Origin of the sequence: Rhodococcus sp. O3, from assembly GCF_048897285.1 — a bacterium.
GTDB lineage: Bacteria > Actinomycetota > Actinomycetes > Mycobacteriales > Mycobacteriaceae > Rhodococcus.
In genome coordinates, this window is the sequence record NZ_JBMBTE010000012.1 from 1 (window position 1) to 22500 (window position 22500).

General features: G+C 69.1%; 24 protein-coding genes. 8 read left to right on the forward strand and 16 right to left on the reverse strand.

Features of this window, described 5'->3' with window-relative positions; genetic code table 11:
• Positions 1–30: 30 nt before the first annotated feature.
• The 8 genes from nrdF to ACN675_RS06045 all read right to left on the reverse strand — a co-directional run bounded on the left by nrdF (position 31) and on the right by ACN675_RS06045 (position 8842).
• Complete coding sequence (gene nrdF, locus ACN675_RS06010) at positions 31–1041, reverse strand: class 1b ribonucleoside-diphosphate reductase subunit beta (RefSeq protein ID WP_197255371.1); 1011 nt, start codon at positions 1039–1041, stop codon at positions 31–33.
• A gap of 43 nt (positions 1042–1084) precedes the next feature.
• Complete coding sequence (nrdE, locus tag ACN675_RS06015; RefSeq protein WP_420749995.1) at positions 1085–3253, reverse strand: class 1b ribonucleoside-diphosphate reductase subunit alpha; 2169 nt, start codon at positions 3251–3253, stop codon at positions 1085–1087.
• Positions 3254–3364: 111 nt separating this feature from the next.
• A complete protein-coding gene (gene nrdI / locus ACN675_RS06020) occupies positions 3365–3811 on the reverse strand; it encodes a class Ib ribonucleoside-diphosphate reductase assembly flavoprotein NrdI (RefSeq protein WP_197255366.1) in 447 nt (148 codons plus the stop codon).
• 106 nt (positions 3812–3917) lie between these two features.
• Complete coding sequence (locus ACN675_RS06025; protein ID WP_197255364.1) at positions 3918–4148, reverse strand: redoxin NrdH; 231 nt, start codon at positions 4146–4148, stop codon at positions 3918–3920.
• Between the two features lie 358 nt (positions 4149–4506).
• Complete coding sequence (locus ACN675_RS06030; protein ID WP_420750056.1) at positions 4507–6597, reverse strand: xanthine dehydrogenase family protein molybdopterin-binding subunit; 2091 nt, start codon at positions 6595–6597, stop codon at positions 4507–4509.
• The gene (locus ACN675_RS06035; RefSeq protein ID WP_420749996.1) at positions 6591–7592 is read right to left on the reverse strand and encodes an FAD binding domain-containing protein; all 1002 of its coding nucleotides are present in this window, start codon (positions 7590–7592) and stop codon (positions 6591–6593) included. Before ACN675_RS06035 ends, ACN675_RS06030 begins: the two co-directional genes overlap by 7 nt.
• The gene (locus ACN675_RS06040) at positions 7589–8140 is read right to left on the reverse strand and encodes a (2Fe-2S)-binding protein (RefSeq protein ID WP_420749997.1); all 552 of its coding nucleotides are present in this window, start codon (positions 8138–8140) and stop codon (positions 7589–7591) included. The genes ACN675_RS06035 and ACN675_RS06040 overlap by 4 nt, the downstream gene beginning before the upstream one ends.
• Before the next feature lie 138 nt (positions 8141–8278).
• Entirely contained in the window at positions 8279–8842 is a 564-nt protein-coding gene (locus tag ACN675_RS06045) for an NADPH-dependent FMN reductase (protein ID WP_420749998.1), read from the reverse strand.
• Positions 8843–8942: 100 nt separating this feature from the next.
• Between ACN675_RS06045 and ACN675_RS06050 the strand changes: the two genes are divergently transcribed.
• Both ACN675_RS06050 and ACN675_RS06055 read left to right on the forward strand, forming a co-directional pair.
• Positions 8943–9581, forward strand: a complete 639-nt coding sequence (locus tag ACN675_RS06050) for a TetR/AcrR family transcriptional regulator (RefSeq protein ID WP_420749999.1) — start codon at positions 8943–8945, stop codon at positions 9579–9581.
• Entirely contained in the window at positions 9578–10378 is an 801-nt protein-coding gene (locus tag ACN675_RS06055) for an META domain-containing protein (RefSeq protein WP_420750000.1), read from the forward strand. Before ACN675_RS06050 ends, ACN675_RS06055 begins: the two co-directional genes overlap by 4 nt.
• Positions 10379–10382: 4 nt before the next feature.
• On the opposite strand, the gene ACN675_RS06060 is transcribed toward ACN675_RS06055, so the two are convergent.
• Together ACN675_RS06060 and ACN675_RS06065 are read right to left on the reverse strand one after the other, a co-directional pair.
• A complete protein-coding gene (locus ACN675_RS06060; protein WP_420750001.1) occupies positions 10383–10931 on the reverse strand; it encodes a nucleosidase in 549 nt (182 codons plus the stop codon).
• Positions 10928–11704, reverse strand: coding sequence for a fructosamine kinase family protein (locus ACN675_RS06065; protein ID WP_420750002.1), 777 nt, complete (start codon positions 11702–11704; stop codon positions 10928–10930). Before ACN675_RS06065 ends, ACN675_RS06060 begins: the two co-directional genes overlap by 4 nt.
• Positions 11705–11775: 71 nt before the next feature.
• Between ACN675_RS06065 and nadE the strand changes: the two genes are divergently transcribed.
• Positions 11776–12615: an ammonia-dependent NAD(+) synthetase gene (nadE, locus tag ACN675_RS06070; RefSeq protein ID WP_420750003.1), complete on the forward strand. Its 840-nt coding sequence runs from the start codon at positions 11776–11778 to the stop codon at positions 12613–12615.
• Positions 12616–12647: 32 nt separating this feature from the next.
• Positions 12648–13436, forward strand: a complete 789-nt coding sequence (locus ACN675_RS06075) for an SDR family oxidoreductase (protein ID WP_420750004.1) — start codon at positions 12648–12650, stop codon at positions 13434–13436.
• Between the two features lie 9 nt (positions 13437–13445).
• Here the strand turns inward: ACN675_RS06075 and ACN675_RS06080 are convergent, their stop codons facing one another.
• Complete coding sequence (locus ACN675_RS06080; protein WP_197255337.1) at positions 13446–13718, reverse strand: MoaD/ThiS family protein; 273 nt, start codon at positions 13716–13718, stop codon at positions 13446–13448.
• Positions 13711–14769 carry a GTP 3',8-cyclase MoaA gene (gene moaA / locus ACN675_RS06085; protein WP_420750005.1) on the reverse strand — a complete coding sequence of 353 codons (1059 nt, stop codon included), beginning with the start codon at positions 14767–14769 and terminating at the stop codon, positions 13711–13713. Before moaA ends, ACN675_RS06080 begins: the two co-directional genes overlap by 8 nt.
• 160 nt (positions 14770–14929) lie before the next feature.
• On the opposite strand from moaA, the gene glp reads away from it, so the two are divergent.
• From glp to ACN675_RS06105, 4 genes are all read left to right on the forward strand, one after another.
• Positions 14930–16132, forward strand: a complete 1203-nt coding sequence (glp, locus tag ACN675_RS06090) for a gephyrin-like molybdotransferase Glp (protein ID WP_420750006.1) — start codon at positions 14930–14932, stop codon at positions 16130–16132.
• Complete coding sequence (moaCB, locus tag ACN675_RS06095; protein WP_420750007.1) at positions 16129–17118, forward strand: bifunctional molybdenum cofactor biosynthesis protein MoaC/MoaB; 990 nt, start codon at positions 16129–16131, stop codon at positions 17116–17118. The genes glp and moaCB overlap by 4 nt, the downstream gene beginning before the upstream one ends.
• Positions 17111–17524 carry a molybdenum cofactor biosynthesis protein MoaE gene (locus ACN675_RS06100; RefSeq protein ID WP_420750008.1) on the forward strand — a complete coding sequence of 138 codons (414 nt, stop codon included), beginning with the start codon at positions 17111–17113 and terminating at the stop codon, positions 17522–17524. The genes moaCB and ACN675_RS06100 overlap by 8 nt, the downstream gene beginning before the upstream one ends.
• A gap of 207 nt (positions 17525–17731) precedes the next feature.
• Entirely contained in the window at positions 17732–19165 is a 1434-nt protein-coding gene (locus ACN675_RS06105; protein WP_420750009.1) for a DEAD/DEAH box helicase, read from the forward strand.
• An 18-nt stretch (positions 19166–19183) separates the two neighbouring features.
• Here ACN675_RS06105 and ACN675_RS06110 read toward each other — a convergent pair whose 3' ends face one another.
• The 4 genes from ACN675_RS06110 to ACN675_RS06125 all read right to left on the reverse strand — a co-directional run bounded on the left by ACN675_RS06110 (position 19184) and on the right by ACN675_RS06125 (position 22363).
• A complete protein-coding gene (locus ACN675_RS06110) occupies positions 19184–20203 on the reverse strand; it encodes a CobW family GTP-binding protein (protein ID WP_420750010.1) in 1020 nt (339 codons plus the stop codon).
• Positions 20204–20226: 23 nt separating this feature from the next.
• A complete protein-coding gene (locus ACN675_RS06115; RefSeq protein ID WP_420750011.1) occupies positions 20227–20577 on the reverse strand; it encodes a zinc ribbon domain-containing protein YjdM in 351 nt (116 codons plus the stop codon).
• A 68-nt stretch (positions 20578–20645) separates the two neighbouring features.
• A complete protein-coding gene (locus tag ACN675_RS06120; protein ID WP_420750012.1) occupies positions 20646–21281 on the reverse strand; it encodes an MBL fold metallo-hydrolase in 636 nt (211 codons plus the stop codon).
• Entirely contained in the window at positions 21278–22363 is a 1086-nt protein-coding gene (locus tag ACN675_RS06125) for an S-(hydroxymethyl)mycothiol dehydrogenase (protein WP_420750013.1), read from the reverse strand. Before ACN675_RS06125 ends, ACN675_RS06120 begins: the two co-directional genes overlap by 4 nt.
• Between the last annotated feature and the right edge of the window lie 137 nt (positions 22364–22500).

Here is a 22500-nt window from a genome sequence, read left to right on the forward strand (position 1 = left end):
AGCGCCGGGGGGTTTACGCGAGCAGGCGGGTCAGAAGTCCCAGTCCTCGTCCTCGGTGACGACTGCCTTGCCGATGACGTACGAGCTGCCGGAGCCCGAGAAGAAGTCGTGGTTCTCGTCGGCGTTCGGGGACAGTGCCGACAGGATCGCCGGGTTCACGTCCGTCTCGTCCTTCGGGAACAGCGCCTCGTAACCCAGGTTCATCAGCGCCTTGTTGGCGTTGTACCGCAGGAACTTCTTGACGTCCTCGGTCAGGCCCGCCTCGTCGTACAGGTCTGCGGTGTACTGGGTTTCGTTGTCGTACAGCTCGAACAGCAGCTCGAACACCCAGTCCTTGAGGTCGTCGCGCTCGGCCTGGGTGATCTGCTCGAGCCCCTTCTGGTACTTGTAGCCGATGTAGTAGCCGTGCACCGCCTCGTCGCGGATGATCAGGCGGATCATGTCGGCGGTGTTGGTGAGCTTGGCGCGCGACGACCAGTACATCGGCAGGTAGAAGCCCGAGTAGAACAGGAACGACTCGAGCAACGTCGAAGCAGCCTTGCGCTTGAGCGGGCTGTCACCCTGGTAGTAGTCGAGAACGATCTGAGCCTTGCGCTGCAGGTTCTCGTTCTCCTCCGACCAGCGGAACGCATCGTCGATCTCGCGGGTCGAGCACAGCGTGGAGAAGATGTTCGAGTACGACTTCGCGTGCACGGACTCCATGAACGCGATGTTGGTGAGCACCGCTTCCTCGTGCGGGGTGACCGCATCCGGGATCAGCGACACCGCACCGACCGTGCCCTGGATGGTGTCGAGCAGCGTCAGACCCGTGAACACGCGCATCGTGAGCTGCTGCTCGTACGCGGTGAGCGTGCCCCAGGACGGGATGTCGTTGGACACCGGCACCTTCTCCGGCAGCCAGAAGTTGCCGGTGAGGCGATCCCAGACCTCGGAGTCCTTCTCGTCGGGGACGCGGTTCCAGTTGATCGCGGACACGCGGTCGATCAGTTTCACGTGGGCGCCGTCGGCCGGCGAGTGTGCGCGGGGTGCGGAAGTGGTCATCGGTCTTTCCCTACTGGATGTCGAAGAGTGTCGGCAGATTTCGTCACAGCATGCAGGAGACGCAGTTCTCCACTTCGGTGCCCTCGAGCGCCATCTGCCGCAGACGGATGTAGTAGAGCGTCTTGATTCCCTTGCGCCACGCGTAGATCTGCGCCTTGTTCACGTCGCGGGTGGTGACGGTGTCCTTGAAGAACAGCGTCAGCGACAGGCCCTGGTCGACGTGCTGCGTCGCCGCGGCGTAGGTGTCGATGATCTTCTCGTACCCGATCTCGTACGCGTCCTGGAAGTACTCCAGGTTGTCGTTCGTCAGGTACGGCGCCGGGTAGTAGACGCGACCGATCTTGCCTTCCTTGCGGATCTCGATCTTCGACGCCACCGGATGGATGGAGCTGGTGGAGTTGTTGATGTAGGAGATCGACCCGGTCGGCGGCACGGCCTGCAGGTTCTGGTTGTAGATGCCGTGCTTCTGCACCGACGCCTTCAGCTCACGCCAGTCGTCCTGCGTGGGGATGTCGATGTTCGCATCGGCGAAGAGCTGACGCACCTTCTCGGTCGCCGGTTCCCACACCTGGTCGGTGTACTTGTCGAAGAACTCGCCCGAGGCGTACTTCGACTCCGGGAATCCCGCGAAGTACGTACCGCGTTCGATCGCGAGCTTGTTCGACGCGCGCAACGCGTGGAACAGCACCGTGTAGAAGTAGATGTTCGTGAAGTCGACGCCCTCCTCGGATCCGTAGAAGATCCGCTCCCGCGCCAGGTAGCCGTGGAGGTTCATCTGGCCCAGGCCGATGGCGTGCCCCTCGTCGTTCGCCTTCTTGATCGAGGGAACGGAGTCGATGGACGTCTGATCGGCGACCGCGGTCAACGCGCGGATCGCGACCTCGATGCTCTGCGCGAAGTCCGGCGAATCCATCGTCTTCGCGATGTTCAGCGACCCCAGGTTGCACGAGATGTCCTTGCCCACATGGCTGTAGGACAGATCGTCGTTGTACGTCGACGGGGTCGAGACCTGCAGGATCTCCGAGCACAGGTTCGAGTGGGTGACCTTGCCGGCGATCGGGTTCGCGCGGTTCACGGTGTCCTCGAACATGATGTACGGGTAGCCGGACTCGAACTGCAGCTCGGCGACCGTCTGGAAGAACTCGCGCGCCTTGATCTTCGACTTGCGGATGCGCTTGTCGTCGACCATCTCGTAGTACTTCTCGGTGACGTCGATGTCCGCGAACGGCTTTCCGTAGACGCGCTCGACGTCGTACGGCGAGAACAGGTACATGTCCTCGTTCCGCTTCGCGAGCTCGAACGTGATGTCCGGGATCACGACGCCCAGCGACAGCGTCTTGATGCGGATCTTCTCGTCGGCGTTCTCACGCTTGGTGTCGAGGAAGCGGTAGATGTCCGGGTGGTGCGCGTGCAGGTAGACGGCACCGGCACCCTGACGGGCACCGAGCTGGTTGGCGTACGAGAAGGAGTCCTCGAGCAGCTTCATGATCGGGATGACGCCCGACGACTGGTTCTCGATCTTCTTGATCGGGGCGCCGTGCTCACGAATGTTGCTGAGCAGCAACGCGACACCGCCACCGCGCTTGGACAGCTGCAGAGCGGAGTTGATCGCGCGGCCGATGGACTCCATGTTGTCCTCGATGCGCAGCAGGAAGCACGAGACCGGCTCGCCGCGCTGCTTCTTGCCGGAGTTGAGGAACGTGGGGGTCGCCGGCTGGAAGCGGCCGGAGATGATCTCGTCGACCAGGTGCGTCGCGAGGATCTCGTCACCGTCGGCGAGGGTCAGCGCGACCATGCACACACGGTCCTCGAAGCGTTCGAGGTACCGCTTTCCGTCGAACGTCTTGAGCGTGTACGACGTGTAGTACTTGAACGCACCCAGGAACGTCGGGAACCGGAACTTCTTCGAATACGCGTGCTGGAACAGCTTCTTCACGAACGGGCGCGAGTACTTCTCGAGAACCTCGGGCTCGTAGTAGTTCTCCTCGACGAGGTAGTCGAGCTTCTCGTCGAGGTCGTGGAAGAACACGGTGTTCTGGTTGACGTGCTGCAGGAAGTACTGCCGGGCCGCGGCCACGTCCTTGTCGAACTGGATCTCGCCGTTGGGACCGTAGAGATTCAGCATCGCGTTGAGCGCGTGGTAGTCGAGGCCTTCGAGCGAAGCGTCCGACTTGGTGCTCGTCGCGGTCGGCGCGGGATCGGTGATGGTCACGGTGTTTGCTCCCACTGTGAGTATCGGGTAACGGCGAGTTACGTCTGCGGCCGCGCACACCCGGACTTGCCGGTGCGCGGTCGTTCGAGGCGTGGAGACCACGCGGGGCGGCTAGGCGGTCTGCAGTGACCGATCCCAGAACTGCGCGAGCCCCGCCCGGACGCGTTCGACGTCCTCGGCGGTTCCCATCAGTTCGAATCGATACAGGTACGGAACCTTGCACTTACGCGAAACGATATCGCCTGCAAAGCAATACGACTCGCCGAAATTGGTGTTCCCCGCGGCGATGACGCCCCGGATCAGTGCGCGGTTGTGTTCGTTGTTGAGGAATCGGATGACCTGTTTGGGAACGAAGCTCGTGTCCCGTCCGGTCACGGTGGTGCCGCCCCCGTAGGTCGGCACGATCAGGACGTACGGCTCGTGCACCTCGAAGGAGCCGTCACGGTCGTGCAACGGGATCCGGTGCGCCGGCAACCCGAGCCGCTCGACGAATCGATGGGTGTTCTCCGACGCACTCGAGAAGTACACGAGGCGCGTTCCTGTGGGTGCTGAACTCATCGGTACTCACCATCTGCTCGCTCGCTCGAAGGGACCGGCCCCACACACCCGGTCCTTCACACACAAGGGGGTTGTGCCGGTGCCGCCGGAGCGGCACCGGGGAACATCAGGCCGCGACCGCGAGCTGCTTGATGCGATCGGGACGGAAACCCGACCAGTGGTCGTCACCGGCGACGACAACGGGCGCCTGGAGGTAACCCAGGGCCATCACGTAGTCACGAGCCTCCGGGTTCTCGGAGATGTCGACGACGTCGTACTCGATACCGGCCTTGTCGAGGGCGCGGTAGGTGGCATTGCACTGAACGCAAGCAGGCTTGGTGTAGACGGTGATGTTCATAGGAGCCCCTTTTGTTCCAACGGGCCGAATCGGCCTGGCGACTGACTGCTGCGTGGTGCTCGAACGGCCGTCGAATCGAGTCGATCCTTCTTCCCCAGAGGGACCGGTGATGTTGTGGCCTTCCAGCGGTCTAGACACTACACCTTGTGGCAGACAGATTCACCAAACCCAGGATGTTGTGAACTACATTCTTGGTATTCCCAGGTCGCGCATGTCCGACCTGGGCGTTTTCCACCCCCTCTCGGCGTGTCGCGCGCCGTCCGTCGGGGTGTGCGTTCGACCACACCGCGAGGCGCGTTCGAGGACAGTGTGGCGCAGCCCACCGACACGTTCCGCGGGCGCCGCGGAAGCGCCCTTTCTACGGCAGCGCCGGGAGCAGATCGTCGAGCCGCACGGGCAGTGACCGCACCCTCGTGCCCGTCGCGTGCCAGACGGCGTTGACGACCGCGGCGGCGCTGCCGACGATGCCGATCTCCCCCGTGCCGCGCGAGCCCATCGGGGTGGCTCGCCGGTCGTCCTCGTCGAGCCACGCGGCGTCGACGTCGCCGATGTCCGCGTGGGTCGGGATCAGGTATTCGGCGAGATCGTGGTTGACGACGTGGCCGAGTCGGGCGTCGCGGACGCTCTCCTCGAACAGCGCCATCGAGATCCCGAAACTCATGCCGCCGATGAACTGTGAGCGGGCGGTGCGCGGATTGACCACCCGCCCCACCGAGAACATCCCGAACATGCGGGGGACCCGGATCTCGCCGGTGTCCGCGTCGACCCGCACCTCCGCGAAGTGCGCGCCGTACGAGTGGATGCTGTAGTGCTCGAGTTCCGGAGCCTTGCCCGCGGTCGCGCTCGCCTCGGCGCCCGGTTCGGGGTCGTCGCCGTATCGCTTGTGGAACTCGTCCGCGGCCGCGACGATCGCGCTCCCCCACGACGACGTGCCGGACGACCCGCCCGCGACCGTCGCGTTCGGCAGTGCGGTGTCACCGATCTCGACGTCCACCTCCTCGGGACGGCAACCGAGCGCATCGGCGGCGACGAGGGTCAGTGTCGTCCAGGCGCCGGTCCCGATGTCGGCGGCGCCGGTGCGCACCGAGTACTTGCCCTCACCGAGGTACCGGACGGTGACCTCCGAACCGGGGGCGACCATGTGCGGATAGGTCGCGGAGGCGACGCCGGTCCCGACCAGCCAGCGCCCGTCCCGGCGGATCCCGGGTTCCCGGTCGTCCGGGTTCCAGCCGAACCGGCGGGCGCCTTCGCGCAGGCACTCGACCAGACGTCGTGACGACCAGGGCTTCCCGGACTCGGGATCGACCTCGGGTTCGTTGCGGATGCGCAGCTCGATCGGGTCCAGGCCGCAGCGGTGGGCGAGTTCGTCGAGCGCGACCTCGAGCGCGAACATTCCCGGCGCCTCGCCGGGGGCGCGCATCCAGAACGGTGCCGGCACGTCGAGGGGGACGGCGCGGTGGGTGGTGCGCAGGTTGTCCGTGGCGTACATGGTGCGTGCGGGAACCGCGGCCTGTTCGACGAATTCGTCGACGTGGGAGGACTGCACGACACTGTCGTGAGCGATCGCGACGAGGCGGCCGTCGTGGTCGGCGCCCAGACGCACCCGCGACACGGTCGGCGCGCGGTAGCCGACGTAGCCGAACATGTCACGGCGCGGCACGGCGAACTTCACGGCGCGGCCGGGCAGTTTCCGTGCGGCCATCGCGGTGAGCACGTCGTGGGCGTGGGGGCCGCCCTTCGATCCGAATCCGCCGCCGACGTAGGGCGCGACCACCCGGATCCGGTCCTGCTCGATACCCAGGGCGGACGCGAGCGCCGCGGCGACGCCGTGCGGGTGCTGGGTCGAGTCGTAGACGGTGAGCCGGTCGTCGGCCCACACCGCGACCGCGGTGTGGGGCTCGAGCGGATTGTTGTGTTCCTCGGGGGTGGAATAGGTTTCGTCGACGACCACGTCGGCGCGCGCGAGGGCGGTGTCGACGTCGCCGCGCGCGGTGTCCGGCGGGAATCCGCCGTTGACCTTCTCCGGCGTGTAGCGGTCGGGGTGGTCCGCCCGGAACACGACGTCGTGGAGCTGTTCGTCGTACTCGACGGCGATCAGGTCGCACGCCTCCTGCGCGACCTCGGGTGTCTCGGCGACGACGGCGGCGATGATCTGACCGCGGAAGGCGACCTCGAAGCTCTGCAGCACCCGGTGCTCGCCGCGGTCGGGTTCGACGAGCCGGGCTGCGTTCTGCGGGGTGAGCACGGTGAGGACCCCGGGTACGGCCAGCGCCGCGTCGGTGTCGACGACCCGGATCCTTCCGCGGGCAACGGCCGCGGTCAGCGGAACCAGGTAGGCCGGATGCTCGACGGGATGTTCGTATGCGTACGGCGCTGTGCCCGCGACCTTCTGCGGGCCGTCGACGCGCGGCGTCGAGGTTCCGATCGCCGTGTGCGATGCGGTCACGATCGTTCCTCCCGGGTCGCTCGTGCGGTGAGGTCGCGCAGCACCGCCACGGTGGTCCGCCGCAGCAACGGCATCTTGAAGGCGTTGCCGGCGAGGGGCCGCGCGTCGACGAGTTCTGCGTCGGCGGCCGCGGCGAACGTCGCGTCGTCGGGTGCATGCCCGAGCACGACCTCCTCGGCGCGGTGGGCGCGCCACGGCCGGGTTGCGACGCCGCCGTAGGCGAGACGGCAGCCGGTGACGGTGCCGGCCGAGACAGTGAGGTCCGCCGCGACGGACACCAGCGCGAACGCGTACGACGCCCGGTCGCGCACCTTCCGGTAGCAGGCGACCGCATTCTGCGGCGCGGGAAGCTCCACCGCGACGACGAGATCGTCGTGGTCGAGAACGGTGTCGCTCTGCGGGTCGTCGCCGGGCAGCCGGTAGAACTCTTCGATCGGGATGCGCCGCTCTCCTGTCGCGCCCAGCACCACGACGACCGCGTCGAGCGCGACCATGGCCACAGCCATGTCGGACGGGTGGGTCGCCACGCACCGGTCGGAGCCGCCGAGGACGGCGTGCTGGCGGTTGAATCCGCCGAGGGCCGCGCAGCCGCTACCCGGGTCTCGTTTGTTGCACGGGGTGGTCGGGTCCCGGAAGTACACACAGCGGGTGCGCTGGAGCAGATTGCCGCCGACGGTGGCGGCGTTGCGGATCTGCGCGGAGGCCCCGGATAGAAGTGCTTGCGACAGTCCGGGATAGTGGTCGCGGATCGTGGGGTGCACCGCGAGGCCGGTGTTGGAGACGGTCGCGCCGATCCGCACTCCCCCGTCGGTGGTCGGTTCGATCCCGCCGAGCGGCAGGCGGGAGATGTCGACGAGCAGATCGGGGGTGGCGACGCCGAGCTTCAGGTGGTCGACGAGGTTCGTCCCGCCGGCGAGGTACGCGCCGCCGGGCGCGGAGTGCATGGCGGCGACCGCCGCCTCGGGATTCTCCGGCCGAAGGTACTGCAGGGGTCTCACGGCCGGGCCTCCCGGTTCGCGGCGACGCTGCGCACCGCGGCGACGATGTTGGGGTAGGCGGCGCAGCGGCACAGGTTCCCGCTCAGCCGCTCCCGGATCTCGGCGTCGTCCAGCTCGGGTGAACCGCCCGGAGAGGTGACGGCACTGGGGTCGCCACGGTCGAACTCGGCGAGCATGCCTGTCGCCGAACAGATCTGACCGGGGGTGCAGTAGCCGCACTGGAACGCGTCGTGGTCGACGAATGCGTCGTGCAGCGGGTGTCTCTGCCGTTCGGCGAGTCCGGCGGCGGTGACGATGTCGGCTCCGTCGTGCGAGACGGCGAGGGCCAGGCAGGTCACGACACGGCGGGAGTCGAGCAGGACCGTGCACGAACCGCACTGGCCGTGATCGCAGCCCTTCTTCGGGGACATGCAGCCGACGCGGTCGCGCAGGGCGTCGAGAAGGGTGGTGCGCACGTCCACGACGATGCGCCGTTCGTGTCCGTCGACGCGCAGGGTGACGGTGTGCCAGTGGTCGCCGGTCTCCGGGTGGTCCGCGCCGTTCGACATGTTCCCTCCGATCCGAATGTCTCCGGGTGGAGTTCCCCCTATTCGGGGCCGGAAACCCGACTCGGCGCGGTGTCTGACGACGCAGGCCCCCGGCATCGCGGGTGCGATGCGGGGGGCCTGTGAAGTGCGGAGGAGGCGTCAGGCGTCGACGAGGGCCTTCTCGGCGGCGAGAAGGTTGACGAGAACCTCGGTGAGCTGGCCGGCGGTCTCGGCGTGCTCCTTCGGATGCGCCTCACCGAACTTGCCGATGGTGCCGCCGACGGACAGTGAGCCGCCCTCGACGACCTTGCCGCCGGCGATGCCGACGGACTTGACGGTGTCCTCGAGCGCCCACTTGGCGGCGTTGCCGCTCGGGGAGGCGCTCACGACCGCGACCGGCTTGCCGGCGATGGCACCGGAGCCGTAGGGGCGCGACAGCCAGTCGATGGCGTTCTTCAGCACGGCCGGGATGGTGCCGTTGTATTCGGGGGTGAACAGCACGACGGCGTCGGCGGCGGCACCGGCTTCACGCAGCGCGACGGCCGCGGCCGGGGCGTTCTCGCCGTCGATGTCCTCGTTGTAGAAGGGAACCTCGGCCAGGCCTTCGTAGATGACGACCTCGGCGCCCTCGGGTGCGAGTTCGGCGGCGGCCTCGGCGAGCTTACGGTTGACGGAGGCGGAGCGGAGGCTGCCGACGAGAGCGAGAATGCGCGTCTGGGACATGGGTCATCCTTCGTTTTGATCCAGGGGTGGGCCGGTTACCCACGACAAGCATAAACGGACCGCGGTCCACTTTCATTCCCGGGGCGGCTATTGTGATGTCGTGAACACCATCCCCCTGCCCCGGGCGGACGACGAGCACACCGCCGAGCGATGCGACGCCGCCCGCAACCGGCGCCTTCTCCTCGACGCCGCGACCCTCCTGGTGAGCGAACGCGGCGTCGACGCCGTGACGATGGAAGCCGTCGCGGCCCGGGCCGGGGTCGGCAAGGGCACCGTGTTCCGCCGTTTCGGATCGCGCGGCGGCCTGATGCAGGCGCTGCTCGACCACACCGAACGCGAGTTCCAGGAAGCGTTCATGACCGGCCCCCCGCCGCTGGGTCCCGGTGCCGATCCCGTCGACCGGCTGATCGCATTCGGCCGGGCCCGGATCGCCCTCGTCGAGGTGCAGGGCGAGTTGCTGCGCGCAGCGGAAGCGTCCAGTTCCAACAGGTTCGACGCACCCGCCCGCGCGGTTACCCGCACCCACATCGAGACGCTGCTGCGGGCCGCGGACGTCGGCGGCGACGTGCCGCTGCTGGCGCATTCCCTGTGCGCGTCCCTCGAGGCGACCCTCGTGCTGCACCAGTGGCGCAACCTCGGCTACAGCCTCGACCGGCTCTCCGACAACTGGTCCGATCTGGTGCGGCGCGTCGCAACCTCCCCCGGTTCGGACGGTCCGGACCGTACTGTGACGACATGAGCCGCACCTTCGGAGTTCTTGCCGCACTTGCCCTCACCGTCGTCGCGACCGCGTGCAGCAGCGACGAGGGCGCCGACGCCACGTCGTCCGCGACGGACCCCGCCGCCCTGATCGGCCGCACGTTCGTCTCCACCGAGGTCACCGGCACCCCGATTCCCGGCGAGGGACCGCTCGTCGTCGAATTCCCGGAGCCGGGCCGGATCGCGGCGACCGCCGGATGCAACCGCGCGGTCGGCGAGGTCGATCTCGCGGACGGGGTGCTGCGCACCGATCGGCTGGCGAGCACGATGATGGCCTGCCCGCCCCCGAAGGACGGCGCGGACGCGTGGCTGACCGGACTGTTCGACGCCGATCCGCAGTGGTCCGTCGACGGCGACGTGCTCACCCTCACCGGCGACGCGGTGACCGTCTCGCTCACCGACAAGAAGGTCGTCGACCCGGACCGGCCGCTGACCGGCACCGAATGGGTCGCCACCACCATGTACACCCCGGACGCGACCGTGACGTCGGTGGCCCTCGAGCGGTCCGCGCCCAGCCTGCTCGTCGCCGAGGACGGGTCGGTCAGCGGCAGCACCGGATGCAACCGGTTCACCGGCACCGCGCATATCGGCGACGGCACCCTGACGTTCGGGCCGCTCGCCACAACCCGCATGGCGTGCCCGGACCCGGAGGTGGCCGCCGTCGAGAACCACGTCCTGGCGGTACTGGCCGGCGAGACCGTCTACGAGATCGACGCCGCCACGATGCGGATCACCGCCCCGAACGGCGTGGACGGGCTCGGCTTCACCGCCCGATAGCGGCTCAGTACCGGTCGGCCAGCCAGGTCGCGAGGATCCGCGCGCTCTCGTCGACCTGCGCCGGCCAGTCCAGCGCGGACTCGTCGGCGTGATCGCTCACGTGCTTGACGAGCCGGCACCGCGCGCCCATGCGGGCGGCGGCGAACGCGATCGCGAACCCCTCCATGTCGACGAGATCGGCGCGGGTCGCGAGCGCGTCGCGCACCTCGGCGTCGGAGACGAACGCGTCCCCGGTGGCCAGCACCGTGCCGTCGCCCTCGGGCAACTCGAGCACGTCCTGCACGGGATGTCCGAGGCTGCGCAGGATCTCGCTGCTGATGTCGTGGTTGATCACCGTCGACGGCACGTACAGGCCGCCGTGGTGCGCATGCAACGCACCGGCGGTACCGATGTTGACGACCAGCGGCCGCGCGTCCCGCGGATACGCAGCCAGCGCCTCGGTCACCGCGACCGCCGCCGCGACCTTCCCGATGTCCGTGATGACGGTCTCGAAGCGCTTCGGCACATGCGCGGCCTCGCTCTTGGTGGCGGCGACGACAAGAATCCCGTTCACGTGCGTTCTCCGATGTCGAGTGTCGCGAGCGCCGCCCGGTGCAACGCTCGTCCGTATCCGGAACCGTATCCTGCGGCGTGCACCGCCAGCGGATGCAGCTGGTGCAGCGGCACCCGCTCGCGCCACCCGGGCCGCAGCGGATGCCCGGAGTCGTACCCGGCGAGCACGTCGTCCAGGTACGGGCAGCCGAACAGCGCGAGCATCGCGAGGTCGGTTTCGCGGTGCCCGCCGTGGGCCGCGGGATCGATGACCACCACTCCACCGGGCGACCACAGCACGTTGCCGTTCCACAGGTCGCCGTGCAGCCGGGCGGGAGGATCGTCGTCGTCGAAGGCCCCGGACGCGACGAGCGCGCACGCCCGCTCGATGTCGGGCAGTTGCCGCGCGGTCACGTGGCCGGCCTCGACCGCGATCCCGACGAAGGGCAGGACGCGTTCGATCGCGTAGAACTCGCCCCAGCTCGCGTGCACCGTGCTGCTCATCGGTCGACGGCCGATGAAGATCTGACCGTCGAATCCGTCGGGCGCGCAACCGAACCCGTCGGCACCGGCATCGTGCGCAGCCGCCAGGCGTGCCCCGAACTCCCGGGCAGCCGCCGCATCCGGCGCGGTCTCGGTGATCCGCTCGAGTTGGATGGACCGGGCGTCGACGCGGTGCACCCGCGGCACCCGCAGCCCGGCCCGCGCGAGCCACTCCAGACCGGCCGCCTCGGCGCGGTAGAAGTCCGGGTGCGCGCCCGGATCGTGTTTGCGAAAGACACGGTCGCTGTTCACCGCACCGAGTCTGCCCGGTGGGCCCGGATATGGGCGCGCGGCGCCGCAACGACACCGCTAGGGTTTTGCGAATGACGACCCTTCGCGCCCAGATCATCGAAGAACTCGGCGTCAAGCCGACGATCGACCCGCAGGCCGAGATCCGGCTGCGGGTGGACTTCCTCAAGGACTACCTACGCAGCACGTTCGCCAAAGGATTCGTTCTCGGCATCAGCGGCGGCCAGGACAGCACGCTGGCGGGCCGGCTGACGCAGCTCGCCGTCGGGGAACTGCGCGCCGACCACTACGACGTCGAGTTCGTCGCCGTGCGTCTGCCCTACGGTGAGCAGGCCGACGAACACGACGCGCAGATCGCGCTCGACTTCATCCGGCCGGACCGGTCGCTGCGCGTCAACGTCAAGCCCGGAGCCGACGCGAGCGCCGCCGAAGCCGGCGAGGCGATGGCGGAGATCTTCGGTGAGGGGATTCGGCTGCGCGACTTCGTCCGCGGCAATATCAAGGCCCGCGAGCGGATGATGCTGCAGTACGCGATCGCCGGTGAACTCGGCTATCTCGTCGTCGGCACCGACCACGCCGCGGAGGCCGTCACCGGCTTCTTCACCAAGTTCGGTGACGGCGGTGTCGATCTCACGCCGTTGACGGGCCTGACCAAGCGTCAGGGCGCGGAACTGCTGCGGGAACTCGGCGCGCCGGAGAGCACGTGGAAGAAGGTTCCCACCGCCGACCTCGAGGACGACCGCCCGGCACTGCCGGACGAGGTGGCGCTCGGTATGACCTACAACGAGATCGACGACTACCTCGAGGGCAAGCCCGTCACCGACGAACTGGCCGCCAAGATCGAGGAGGTCTTCCTCAAGACTCGCCACAAGCGCACGGTCCCGGTCACGCCCTACGACACCTGGTGGCGCTGACGGGCCACGCACCGCCCGACGGGAGACGAACGATGGCGACGGCACTGGTGGCCGGTGGCACCGGCGAGGCAGGCGCGGCAGTGGTGTCGGAACTGCTCGGCCGCGGCCACAACGTGCGGGTGCTCAGCCGGCGCGGCGGCAGCCCGATCGCGGGTGCGCAACCGGCCCCTGCCGACCTGATCTCCGGGTCGGGACTGGCCGAGGCACTCGCCGGCGTCGACGTCGTGATCGACACCACCGACGGCAAGTCGCGGCGGGCGCGGCCCGTGCTGACGACCGGCGCGGCGAATCTGCTCGCCGCGGCCGGCGCCGCGCACGTGACGCGGGTGGTGCTGCTGTCGATCGTGAACGTCGATCGCGGTCCGCTGGCCTACTACCGGGCCAAGACCGAGCAGGAACGGCGCTACCGGGACTCCGGCCTCGACACCCGGATCGTGCGGGCCACGCAGTTCCACAGTTTCGTGCCGATGCTGTGCGGCCCGGCCGCGCGGGTCGGGCTGCTGCCCGCGTTCACCGACACCGCGTTCCAGCCGATCGACGTCCGAGACGTCGCCCGTGCACTCGCCGACGCCGCGGAGGCTCCGCCGGACGCCCCCGACCCGGCGGACGTCCCGCAGGTCGTCGGAGGTCCGGAGATCCTGCCCATGCACGATCTCGTCCAGCGGTGGAAGCGCGCGGCCGGCGTCCGCGGGGTGGTCGCGCCGATCCGGCTGCCCGGTGGACTCGGACGCTTCTGGCGTGCCGGGGAGAACCTCGCCCCCGACCACCGGGACGGCACGATCACCTTCACGCAGTGGCTCGCGGAGCGGACCGCCGGCTGACCGGGTGCGCTATCCCCCGGCGAACGGGGGCAGCACGTCGACGCGCTCCCCGGCGGGACGGGCGAGGTCGCGGGTGAGCTCGGCGTCCGGACCCGATCCGACGAGGAACGCGGCCACCTTGAGGACCCGCTCCATGTCCGGACCGTGCCGCTCGATCAACGCCGCCTTCAGCGCACCCAGATCCGCCGGCGACGCCAGCTCGACGGTTTCCTTCTCACGGCCCGCCGCGTCGACGGCCGCCGCGAAGTAGCGCACCTCGATGCCGGTCACCTGATCACCCACCGATAGCTCCCATACTGCGTTGCGGCGGTGCGAAATCCGCCGCGTCGATGCCGTGCCCGGCCCACTTGTTCCACATCGCGCCGCGCCACACCGCGGCAAGCTCCTCGTCGCTCGCACCGCCCCGCAACGCCGCCCGCAGATCGGTTTCGGTGTCGCTGAACAGGCAGGACCGCACCGTGCCCTCGGACGTGAGGCGGGTGCGGTCGCAGTCCGAGCAGAACGACCGGGTCACCGACGCGATGATCCCGACCGTGGCGGGACCGCCGTTCACCAGCCACCGTTCCGCCGGTGCGGACGGATCCTCCCGTCCGGTCTCGGTGAGCTCGAACCGTTCACCGAGGACGTCGAGCAGCCGCTGCGCGGTGACCATGTTCTCCCGCGCCCACGCGTGGTCGGCGTCGAGCGGCATCTCCTCGATGAACCGCAGTTCGACCTGCTCGTCGAGGCACCACTGCAGCAGATCGGCGGCGCCGGCGAGCGTGTCGGGCATGAGCACCGCGTTGATCTTCACCCGGGAGAATCCGGCGCTGTTGGCGGCGCGGATGCCGGCGAGCACCGAATCGAGGCGGTCGCGGCGGGTCAGCCGCGCGAAATGGTCGCGGTCGACGGTGTCGAGGGAGATGTTCACGCGGGTCAGACCGGCGGCCGCCAACCCCGCCGCGCGATGCGCAAGTCCGACCGCGTTCGTGGTCACCGCCAGCGGAGTGCCCGGCGCAACCTCGGCGCATCCGGCGATGATCTCCTCGAGATCGCGGCGCATGAGCGGTTCCCCGCCGGTGAAGCGGACCTCCTCGATGCCGAGCAGGTGGACCCCGATCCCGACGAGCCGGACGATCTCCGCCGCGGTGAGCAGGTTCTCACGCGGAATCGCGGGCAGCCCCTCCTCCGGCATGCAGTACGTGCAGCGCAGGGAACATTTCTCCGTGATCGACACGCGCAGGTCGCGGGCCACGCGACCGAAGCGGTCGACCAGTTCCGGTGTGTCGGGACGATCGGACACGTCGTCCGTGGCGACTCGCACGGACGGAATCCCCACATCGATCGTCGTCATCGGATCACCGCCGTCATGACGCCAGTATGCCGCTCCCGTCCGATTCGCGGCGGAAGACACCCTCCCCGGCCGGTCGCCGGCGGCTGTCCGAGGTCCCCGCCTGCGCGTCGCACGACCTACCGCAACTGTCTCCGCGCGCGGTGTGCCTAGGATTGCGGGCATGACAGGCGGCAGGCGGTCCGTGGAGGAACACGTGGAGCACGTCGCGGCGCTCTTGGCGCCGCTGCGAACGAGGCCGACGGTGAAGGTACCGCTCGCCCGGGCCCTGAACCGGGTGCTGGCCGAACCGATCCACGCACCCATCGACCTGCCCGCGTTCCGCAACTCCCAGATGGACGGCTACGCCGTCGACGCCGCCGCGGTCGCGACCGTGCCGGTGACGCTGCCGGTGCGCGGAGTGCTCGCCGCCGGTGCCGGGATGTCCGTCCACGAGACGGGGACCGCGCGGAAGATCATGACGGGCGCTCCGATCCCCGAGGGCGCGGACGCCGTCGTCCCCGTCGAGGACACCACCGACAACAGCTCCACCGACGGGCAGGCCACCGTCACCGTGCACCGGTCCGTCGCGGCCGGCACCTATGTGCGCGAACGCGGCAGCGACATCGCCGCCGGCGCCGAACTGCTCCCGGCCGGACAGCTCATCGCGCCCCGGCACATCGCCGCGCTCGCCGCGGTCGGCATGACCGAGGTTCCGGTACGCGCCCTGCCGCGGGTCGCGGTGATCTCCACCGGCAGCGAACTGGTCTTCGGCGGCACCGATCTCGGTCCCGGCAAGATCTTCAACTCCAACGGACCGGCGCTCGCGGCCAGCGCGCTCGCCAACGGCGCCGAGGTCGTGTCCGTCGACCACAGCGAGGACGACGCGGAGGAATTCGCCCTGAAGATCGCGCACGCCACGGACGTCGCCGAGGTCGTGATCACCTCCGGTGGCGTCTCCAAGGGCGACTTCGAGGTCGTCAAGGACGTGCTCGGCCCGCGCGGCGGCGAGTTCGTGTCGGTGGCGATGCAGCCCGGCGGTCCGCAGGGCACCGCGGTCGTCGACGGGATTCCGATTCTGGCGTTCCCCGGCAATCCGGTCAGCGCGCTGATCTCGTTCGAGGTGTTCACCCGGCCGCTGCTGCGCGCCGCCGCGGGGCTGCCCGCAATCGAGCCGTCGATGCTGCCGCTCACCGCCGATCTGACCTCGGTGGCGGGTAAGCGCCAGTTCTTCCGGGCCCGCCGCGACGGTGACGGCGTGACCGTCGTGTCCGGACCCGGGTCGCACCTCGTCGCCGGGATGTCTGGCGCCGACGCGCTGCTCGACGTCGCGGCCGACACCACCTCCCTCCGCGCCGGAGATCTCGTGAAAGTACTTCCGCTGTGAGCGATTTGAGTCATCTCGACGACCAGGGCCGAGCCCGCATGGTCGACGTCTCCGCCAAGGCCGACACCACCCGGGTCGCGGTCGCCGCCGGTGAACTGGTCACCACCCCCGAGGTGGTGGCGCTGGTACGGGCCGACGACATGCCCAAGGCCGACGTCCTCGCGACCGCGCGCATCGCGGGAATCGCTGCCGCCAAACGCACTTGGGAACTCATCCCGCTGTGCCACCAGTTGGCGTTGTCGTCGGTGAAGGTGTCGTTCGGGTTCACCGACACGTCGATCACCGTGGAGGCGACCGCGAAGACTAAGGGGCCCACCGGCGTCGAGATGGAAGCGCTCACCGCGGTCGCGGTCGCGGGACTGACCCTGCACGACATGGTCAAGGCCGTCGACCCCGCGGCCGTGATGAACGGGGTGCGACTGATCTCGAAGGAGGGCGGCAAGCGCGGACACTGGACCCGCGACGAGTCGACCACCGAAGAATCGGCCGCTGCGGAACCGGTTGCTCCGCAGGAACGTTCGGCGGTGGTGCTGGTGGCGTCCACCGGGGTGGCGGCCGGTACCCGCGAGGACGCCACCGGACCGGTCATCGTCCGGTGGCTGAGCGAGCGCGGTTTCGCGGTGCGCGGACCCCTCGTGTACCCGGACGCGCGGATCGCCGAGGGACTGGCCGACGCGCTCACCGGCGCGCCGGCCCTGGTACTGACCACCGGCGGCACCGGCGCGTCCCCGACCGATGCGACCCCGGAAGCGACACTGGCCGTGCTCGATCGGGAACTGCCCGGCGTCGCCGACGCGATCCGGCGCCGCGGTCTCGAGGTCACCCCGTACGCGGTGCTCTCGCGCGGGGTCGCCGGACTGGTCGGACGTACCGTGGTGGTGAACATGCCCGGGTCGCCGGGCGGGGTCAAGGACGGGCTGGCCGCGCTCGAACCGATCCTCGATCATCTTCTCGCGCAGGTTTCGGGAGGCGGAGCTCATGAGTGAACTGCTGGCACGGATTTCGTCGGAGCCGCTCGACCCGGCAGCGGTGGACGCCGCGGTCGCCGGACCCGAGCACGGCGCCGTCGTCGTGTTCACCGGAGTCGTCCGCAACCACGACGGCGGGCAGTCCGTGACCGCACTGGAGTACCAGGCGCACCCGGACGCGGAAACCTTCCTGCGCAACTGCTGCGAACAGGTGGCCGCCGAATCGGGTCTGCCGGTCGCCGCGGTGCACCGAGTGGGCCATCTCACCATCGGGGACCTCGCGCTGGTCGCGGCGGTCGCGGCCCCGCACCGCGCGGAAGCGTTCGCGACCTGCGCGGAACTGGTGGAACGCATCAAACGGGAAGTGCCGATCTGGAAGCGCCAGGCGTTCACCGACGGCGCCTCGGAGTGGGTCGGACTCTGAGACGTGTCGGGCGGCGTCCCGAACATGCGGTAGGCTGACCCGGTTCGAGTGTCACGACGACACTCACCGTCGTGGGATACCGGCGGCCCGGGATCGTGCCCGGCCCGCACGCAATGCAGCATCGGCCTTCCTCGCGGCGATCCACCGCACACCACCGGAGCTTCCGGTCGCGTGCACACACGCCGCATCGAAAGGCAGCGCCGTACCTTGACCACATCCTTTTCCGACCTCGGTGTCCCGAGGACGCTCGTCGCGACCCTCGGCGACAACGGCATCACCGCACCGTTCCCGATCCAGGTCGACACCCTCCCCGACACCCTGGCCGGACGCGACGTCCTCGGTCGCGGCCGCACCGGCAGCGGCAAGACCCTCGCGTTCTCGATTCCGCTGACCGCCCGCCTCGCCGGCGGTTCGTCGCGCGCGGCGGGACGGCCGCGCGGCCTCGTACTGGCACCGACCCGCGAACTGGCGACCCAGATCGCCGCGACGGTCGAGCCGCTCGCCCACACCACGGGCCTGCGCGTCACCACCATCTTCGGTGGTGTGTCCCAGAACCGGCAGGTCGAGGCGCTGCGCCGCGGCGTCGACATCGTCATCGCGTGCCCGGGTCGCCTCGAAGACCTGATGCGTCAGGGCTTCGTCACGCTCGACGCAATCGAGATCACCGTGCTCGACGAGGCCGATCACATGGCCGATCTCGGGTTCCTGCCCGGGGTCACCCGGATTCTCAACGCGACCCCCCAGAACGGTCAGCGGCTGCTGTTCTCCGCAACCCTGGACAACGGCGTCGACAAGCTCGTCAAGCGCTTCCTGCACGACCCGGTGATGCACTCGGTCGACGAGGCCCACTCGCCGGTCGCCGCGATGACCCACCACGTGTTCGACGTCGACAGCGTCGACTCGAAGAAGGCACTGGTGCGGACCCTCGCGTCGGGGACCGGACGCCGGATCCTGTTCATGCGCACCAAGCATCAGGCCCGCAAGCTGGCCCGTCAGCTCACCGAGTCGGGTATCCCGGCCGTGGATCTGCACGGCAACCTGTCACAGAACGCCCGCGACCGGAACCTCGCGGCGTTCGCGTCGGGTGAGGCGCGGGTGCTGGTCGCGACCGACGTCGCGGCCCGCGGCGTGCACGTCGACGACGTCGAACTGGTCGTGCACGTCGATCCGCCGGCCGAGCACAAGGCGTACCTGCACCGGTCCGGCCGCACGGCGCGCGCCGGCAGCACCGGTGACGTGGTGACGGTCGTCCTTCCTGACCAGCGCAAGGACCTTCAGGTCATCATGCGCAAGGCCGCGATCACGGTGTCGCCGATCCGCGTGACCGCGGACTCGGAGCACGTGCTGAAGCTCGTCGGCGAGGTCGCACCGCACGTGCCGCCGGCCCCGAAGGCGGCTGCCGCCCCGTCGCGGCCGCAGCGCTCGGGCGGTCAGGGTCGTCGCGGAGGCGCACGCCACGGCGAGGGCTCCCGTCAGGGTGGATCGCGTCAGGGCGCCACGTCGCGCCAGGGCACCGGCACCCGCCAGGGCACCGGCACCCGTCAGAATGTGGGCTCGGGACAGAGCCGGTCCGGACACGGCGGTTCGGGTCAGGGCGCCGCGGGCCGGCGTCGCGCGCAGCGTAATTCGGCTGCGCGGTAACCTTTTTCGAAGACCGAGTCAGCGTGGTGTGAACCGGTGGACGGCGTACATCGCGTCCGCCGACACCGGTTCCACCGGAACGCAACCCTCCAGGCGCTCGCGCACCGAATCGGCATCGAGGTCGGCACCGATCACGACGAGTTCGGTGGTCGCGGGCGCCTCGCCTTTCCGGACCGGTTCGAACCGGATGTAGTCGCCGACGGTGTGCACCAGGTAGGCGCGGTTGCGCAGGCCCGCGGCCACGTGCACGTATCCCTTGATGCGGAACACCCCGGCCGGTTGCGCCTCGAGGAAGTCCACGAACAGCCGCGGATGCAGCGGCTTCGCCGACGTGAACGTGACGGCGTCGTATCCGTCGTGCAGGTGCGTGTGCTCACCCTCGTGCTCGTCGTAGAGCAGGCTGTCGAGAGTGAGCTGCTCCCCCGGCTGCGGTTCCGGACGGTCCGGGATGTCGAACAACAGGCCCGGATCCATCCGGGAATGCTCGGTGGAGACGACCGCCGCACGCCGGTTCAGCGCACACAGCCGCCCCAGCAGCTCGTCGTGCGCGTCCGCGTCGATGCGATCGGTCTTGTTGAGCAGCAACAGATCTGCGAGCGCAACATGCTGTTCCAGTTCGGGATGGCGGGCGCAGGCGTCGTCGAACTCGGCGGCATCGACGACCAGAACCAGTCCCCCGTACGTGATGTACTCGTTCGCCGAGCCGGTGACGAGCCGGATCATGTTGCGCGGCTCGGCCAGACCGCTCGCCTCGACGACGATGACGTCGAGTTCCGAGGACCGGTGGGCGAGCTTGTCGAGCATCGCGTCCATGTCGCTGACGTCGACGGCGCAGCACAGGCAGCCGTTGCTGAGCGAGACCATCGAGTCGACCTGACCCGCGACCATCATCGAATCGATGTTGACGGAACCGAAGTCGTTGACGATCACGCCGATGCGCGCGCCCCGGGTATTGCGCAGCAGGTGGTTGAGCAGCGTCGTCTTCCCGGAGCCGAGGAAGCCCGCCACCACGACGACGGGAATCTTCTTGTTCGCCATGGATCGAGCGTAACGGCGCCGGGTCAGGCCTTCCTGACCACGCTCGACTTGAGCTGCATGGGTCCGAATCCGTCGACCTTGCAGTCGATGTCGTGCCCGTCCACGCCGTTCACGAGGCGGATGTTGCGGACCTTGGTGCCCGCCTTGATCCCCGTGGCGCTGCCCTTGACCTTCAGGGTCTTGACGACCGTGACGGTGTCACCGTCGGCCAGCACGTTGCCCACCGAGTCCCGGATCACGCCGTCGGCGGTGTCCTCCGCCGACTCGGACGTACGGGCCCACTCGTGCGCGCACTCCGGGCACACGAGCAACGACCCCATCTCGTAGGTGTACTCGCAGGAACATTCGGGGCACGGCGGCAGGGTCTCGTCCATCCGGACATCATACGGCGGTGCGTCCGCCCGGCCGCGAGGGCCGACCGGCAGACGCACCGCCCGTATCGTCAGGATCCGGCCCGGATCCACTCCTCGAGGTGCGGGGATTCGGTGCCGATCGTGGTGCCGTCACCGTGCCCGGTGTGCACGACCGTCTCGGCAGGCAGCGCGAACAGCTTGTCGCGGATCGAGCCGATGATCGTCGGGAAATCCGAGAACGACCGGCCCGTCGCACCGGGACCACCGGAGAACAGCGTGTCGCCGGTGAACAGCTCCCCCGCCTCCGGCAGATACAGGCAGGTCGAGCCGGGCGAATGACCCGGCGTCGCGATCGCCTGGATCTCGGTGCCGGCGACCGCGATCCGCTGCCCGTCCTCGAGCGTGCCGTGCGCAACACCCGGATGGGTCATCTCCCACAGCACGTCGTCGGCCGGGTTGAGCAGGATGGGCGCGTCGAGCCGCTCGGACAGCTCCGGAGCGACGGTGATGTGGTCGTTGTGGGCGTGCGTGCACACGATCGTCACGACCTTCCGGCCCGCGACCGCGTCGATGATCGGCTGCGCGGTGTGCGCGGCGTCGATGACCACGACCTCGTCGTCGTTGCCGACGAGCCAGATGTTGTTGTCGACCTGCCACTCGCCGCCGTCGAGCGCGAACGTGCCCGAGGTGACGACCCGGTCGACTCGGATCGGCGAGACGCTCACAGGACCACCACCGAACGCAGCACCTCACCGCGGTGCATGGTCTCGAACGCCTTCTCCACGTCGTCGATGCCGATGCGCTCGGTGACGAACTTCTCGAGCGGCAACCGGCCCTGCTGGTAGAGGTCGACGTAGGTCGGGAAGTCCCGCTCGGGCAGGCAATCGCCGTACCACGAGGACTTGAGCGAGCCGCCGCGGGAGAAGAAGTCGATCAGCGGCATCTCGAGGGTCATGTCCGGGGTCGGGACGCCGACCAGCACGACGGTGCCGGCCAGGTCGCGGGCGTAGAACGCCTGCTTCCAGGTTTCCGGACGACCCACGGCGTCGATGACGACGTCCGCGCCGAAGCCGCCGGTCAGTTCCTGAATCGCCTCGACGGCGTCGACCGAGGTCGAGTTGATCGTGTGGGTGGCACCGAGGTCGGTGGCCCACTCGAGCTTCTTGTCGTCGCGGTCGACGGCGATGATCGTGCCGGCACCGGCCAGGCGGGCGCCCATGATCGCGGCGTCGCCGACCCCGCCGCAGCCGATCACGGCGACGGACTGGCCGCGGGTGACCCCGCCGGTGTTCACCGCCGCGCCGAGACCGGCCATCACGCCGCAGCCGAGCAGGCCGACGACGGCCGGGTCCGCGGTCGGATCGACCTTGGTGCACTGGCCGGCGTGCACGAGGGTCTTGTCGGCGAAGGCCCCGATGCCCAGCGCCGGCGTCAGCTCGGTGCCGTCCTCGAGAGTCATCTTCTGCGTCGCGTTGAACGTGTCGAAGCAGTACTGCGGCTGACCGCGCTTACAGGCGCGACACTGCCCGCACACCGCCCGCCAGTTCAGGACGACGAAGTCGCCGACGGCGACGGACTCGACACCCTCGCCGATCGATTCGACGACCCCGGCGGCCTCGTGACCGAGCAGGAACGGGAATTCGTCGTTGATGCCGCCCTCCCGGTAGTGCAGGTCGGTGTGGCACACCCCGCACGCGGCCACCGCGACGACGACCTCGCCCGGTCCCGGATCCGGGATCACGACGGGCACGACCTCGACGGGTGCCCCTTTCGCGCGAGCAACGACGCCCCGAACTGTCTGCGGCATGACGGTGTCTCCTTCTGCTGTGGATCGATCCTGCTGTACACGGCGGTATCGCGACCTGAGCCCACCGTATCCAGCCGGGACCGTCGGCGTACCTGATCGAACGGCCGGATCGACCTACTCGAAAGACCAGATCGAAC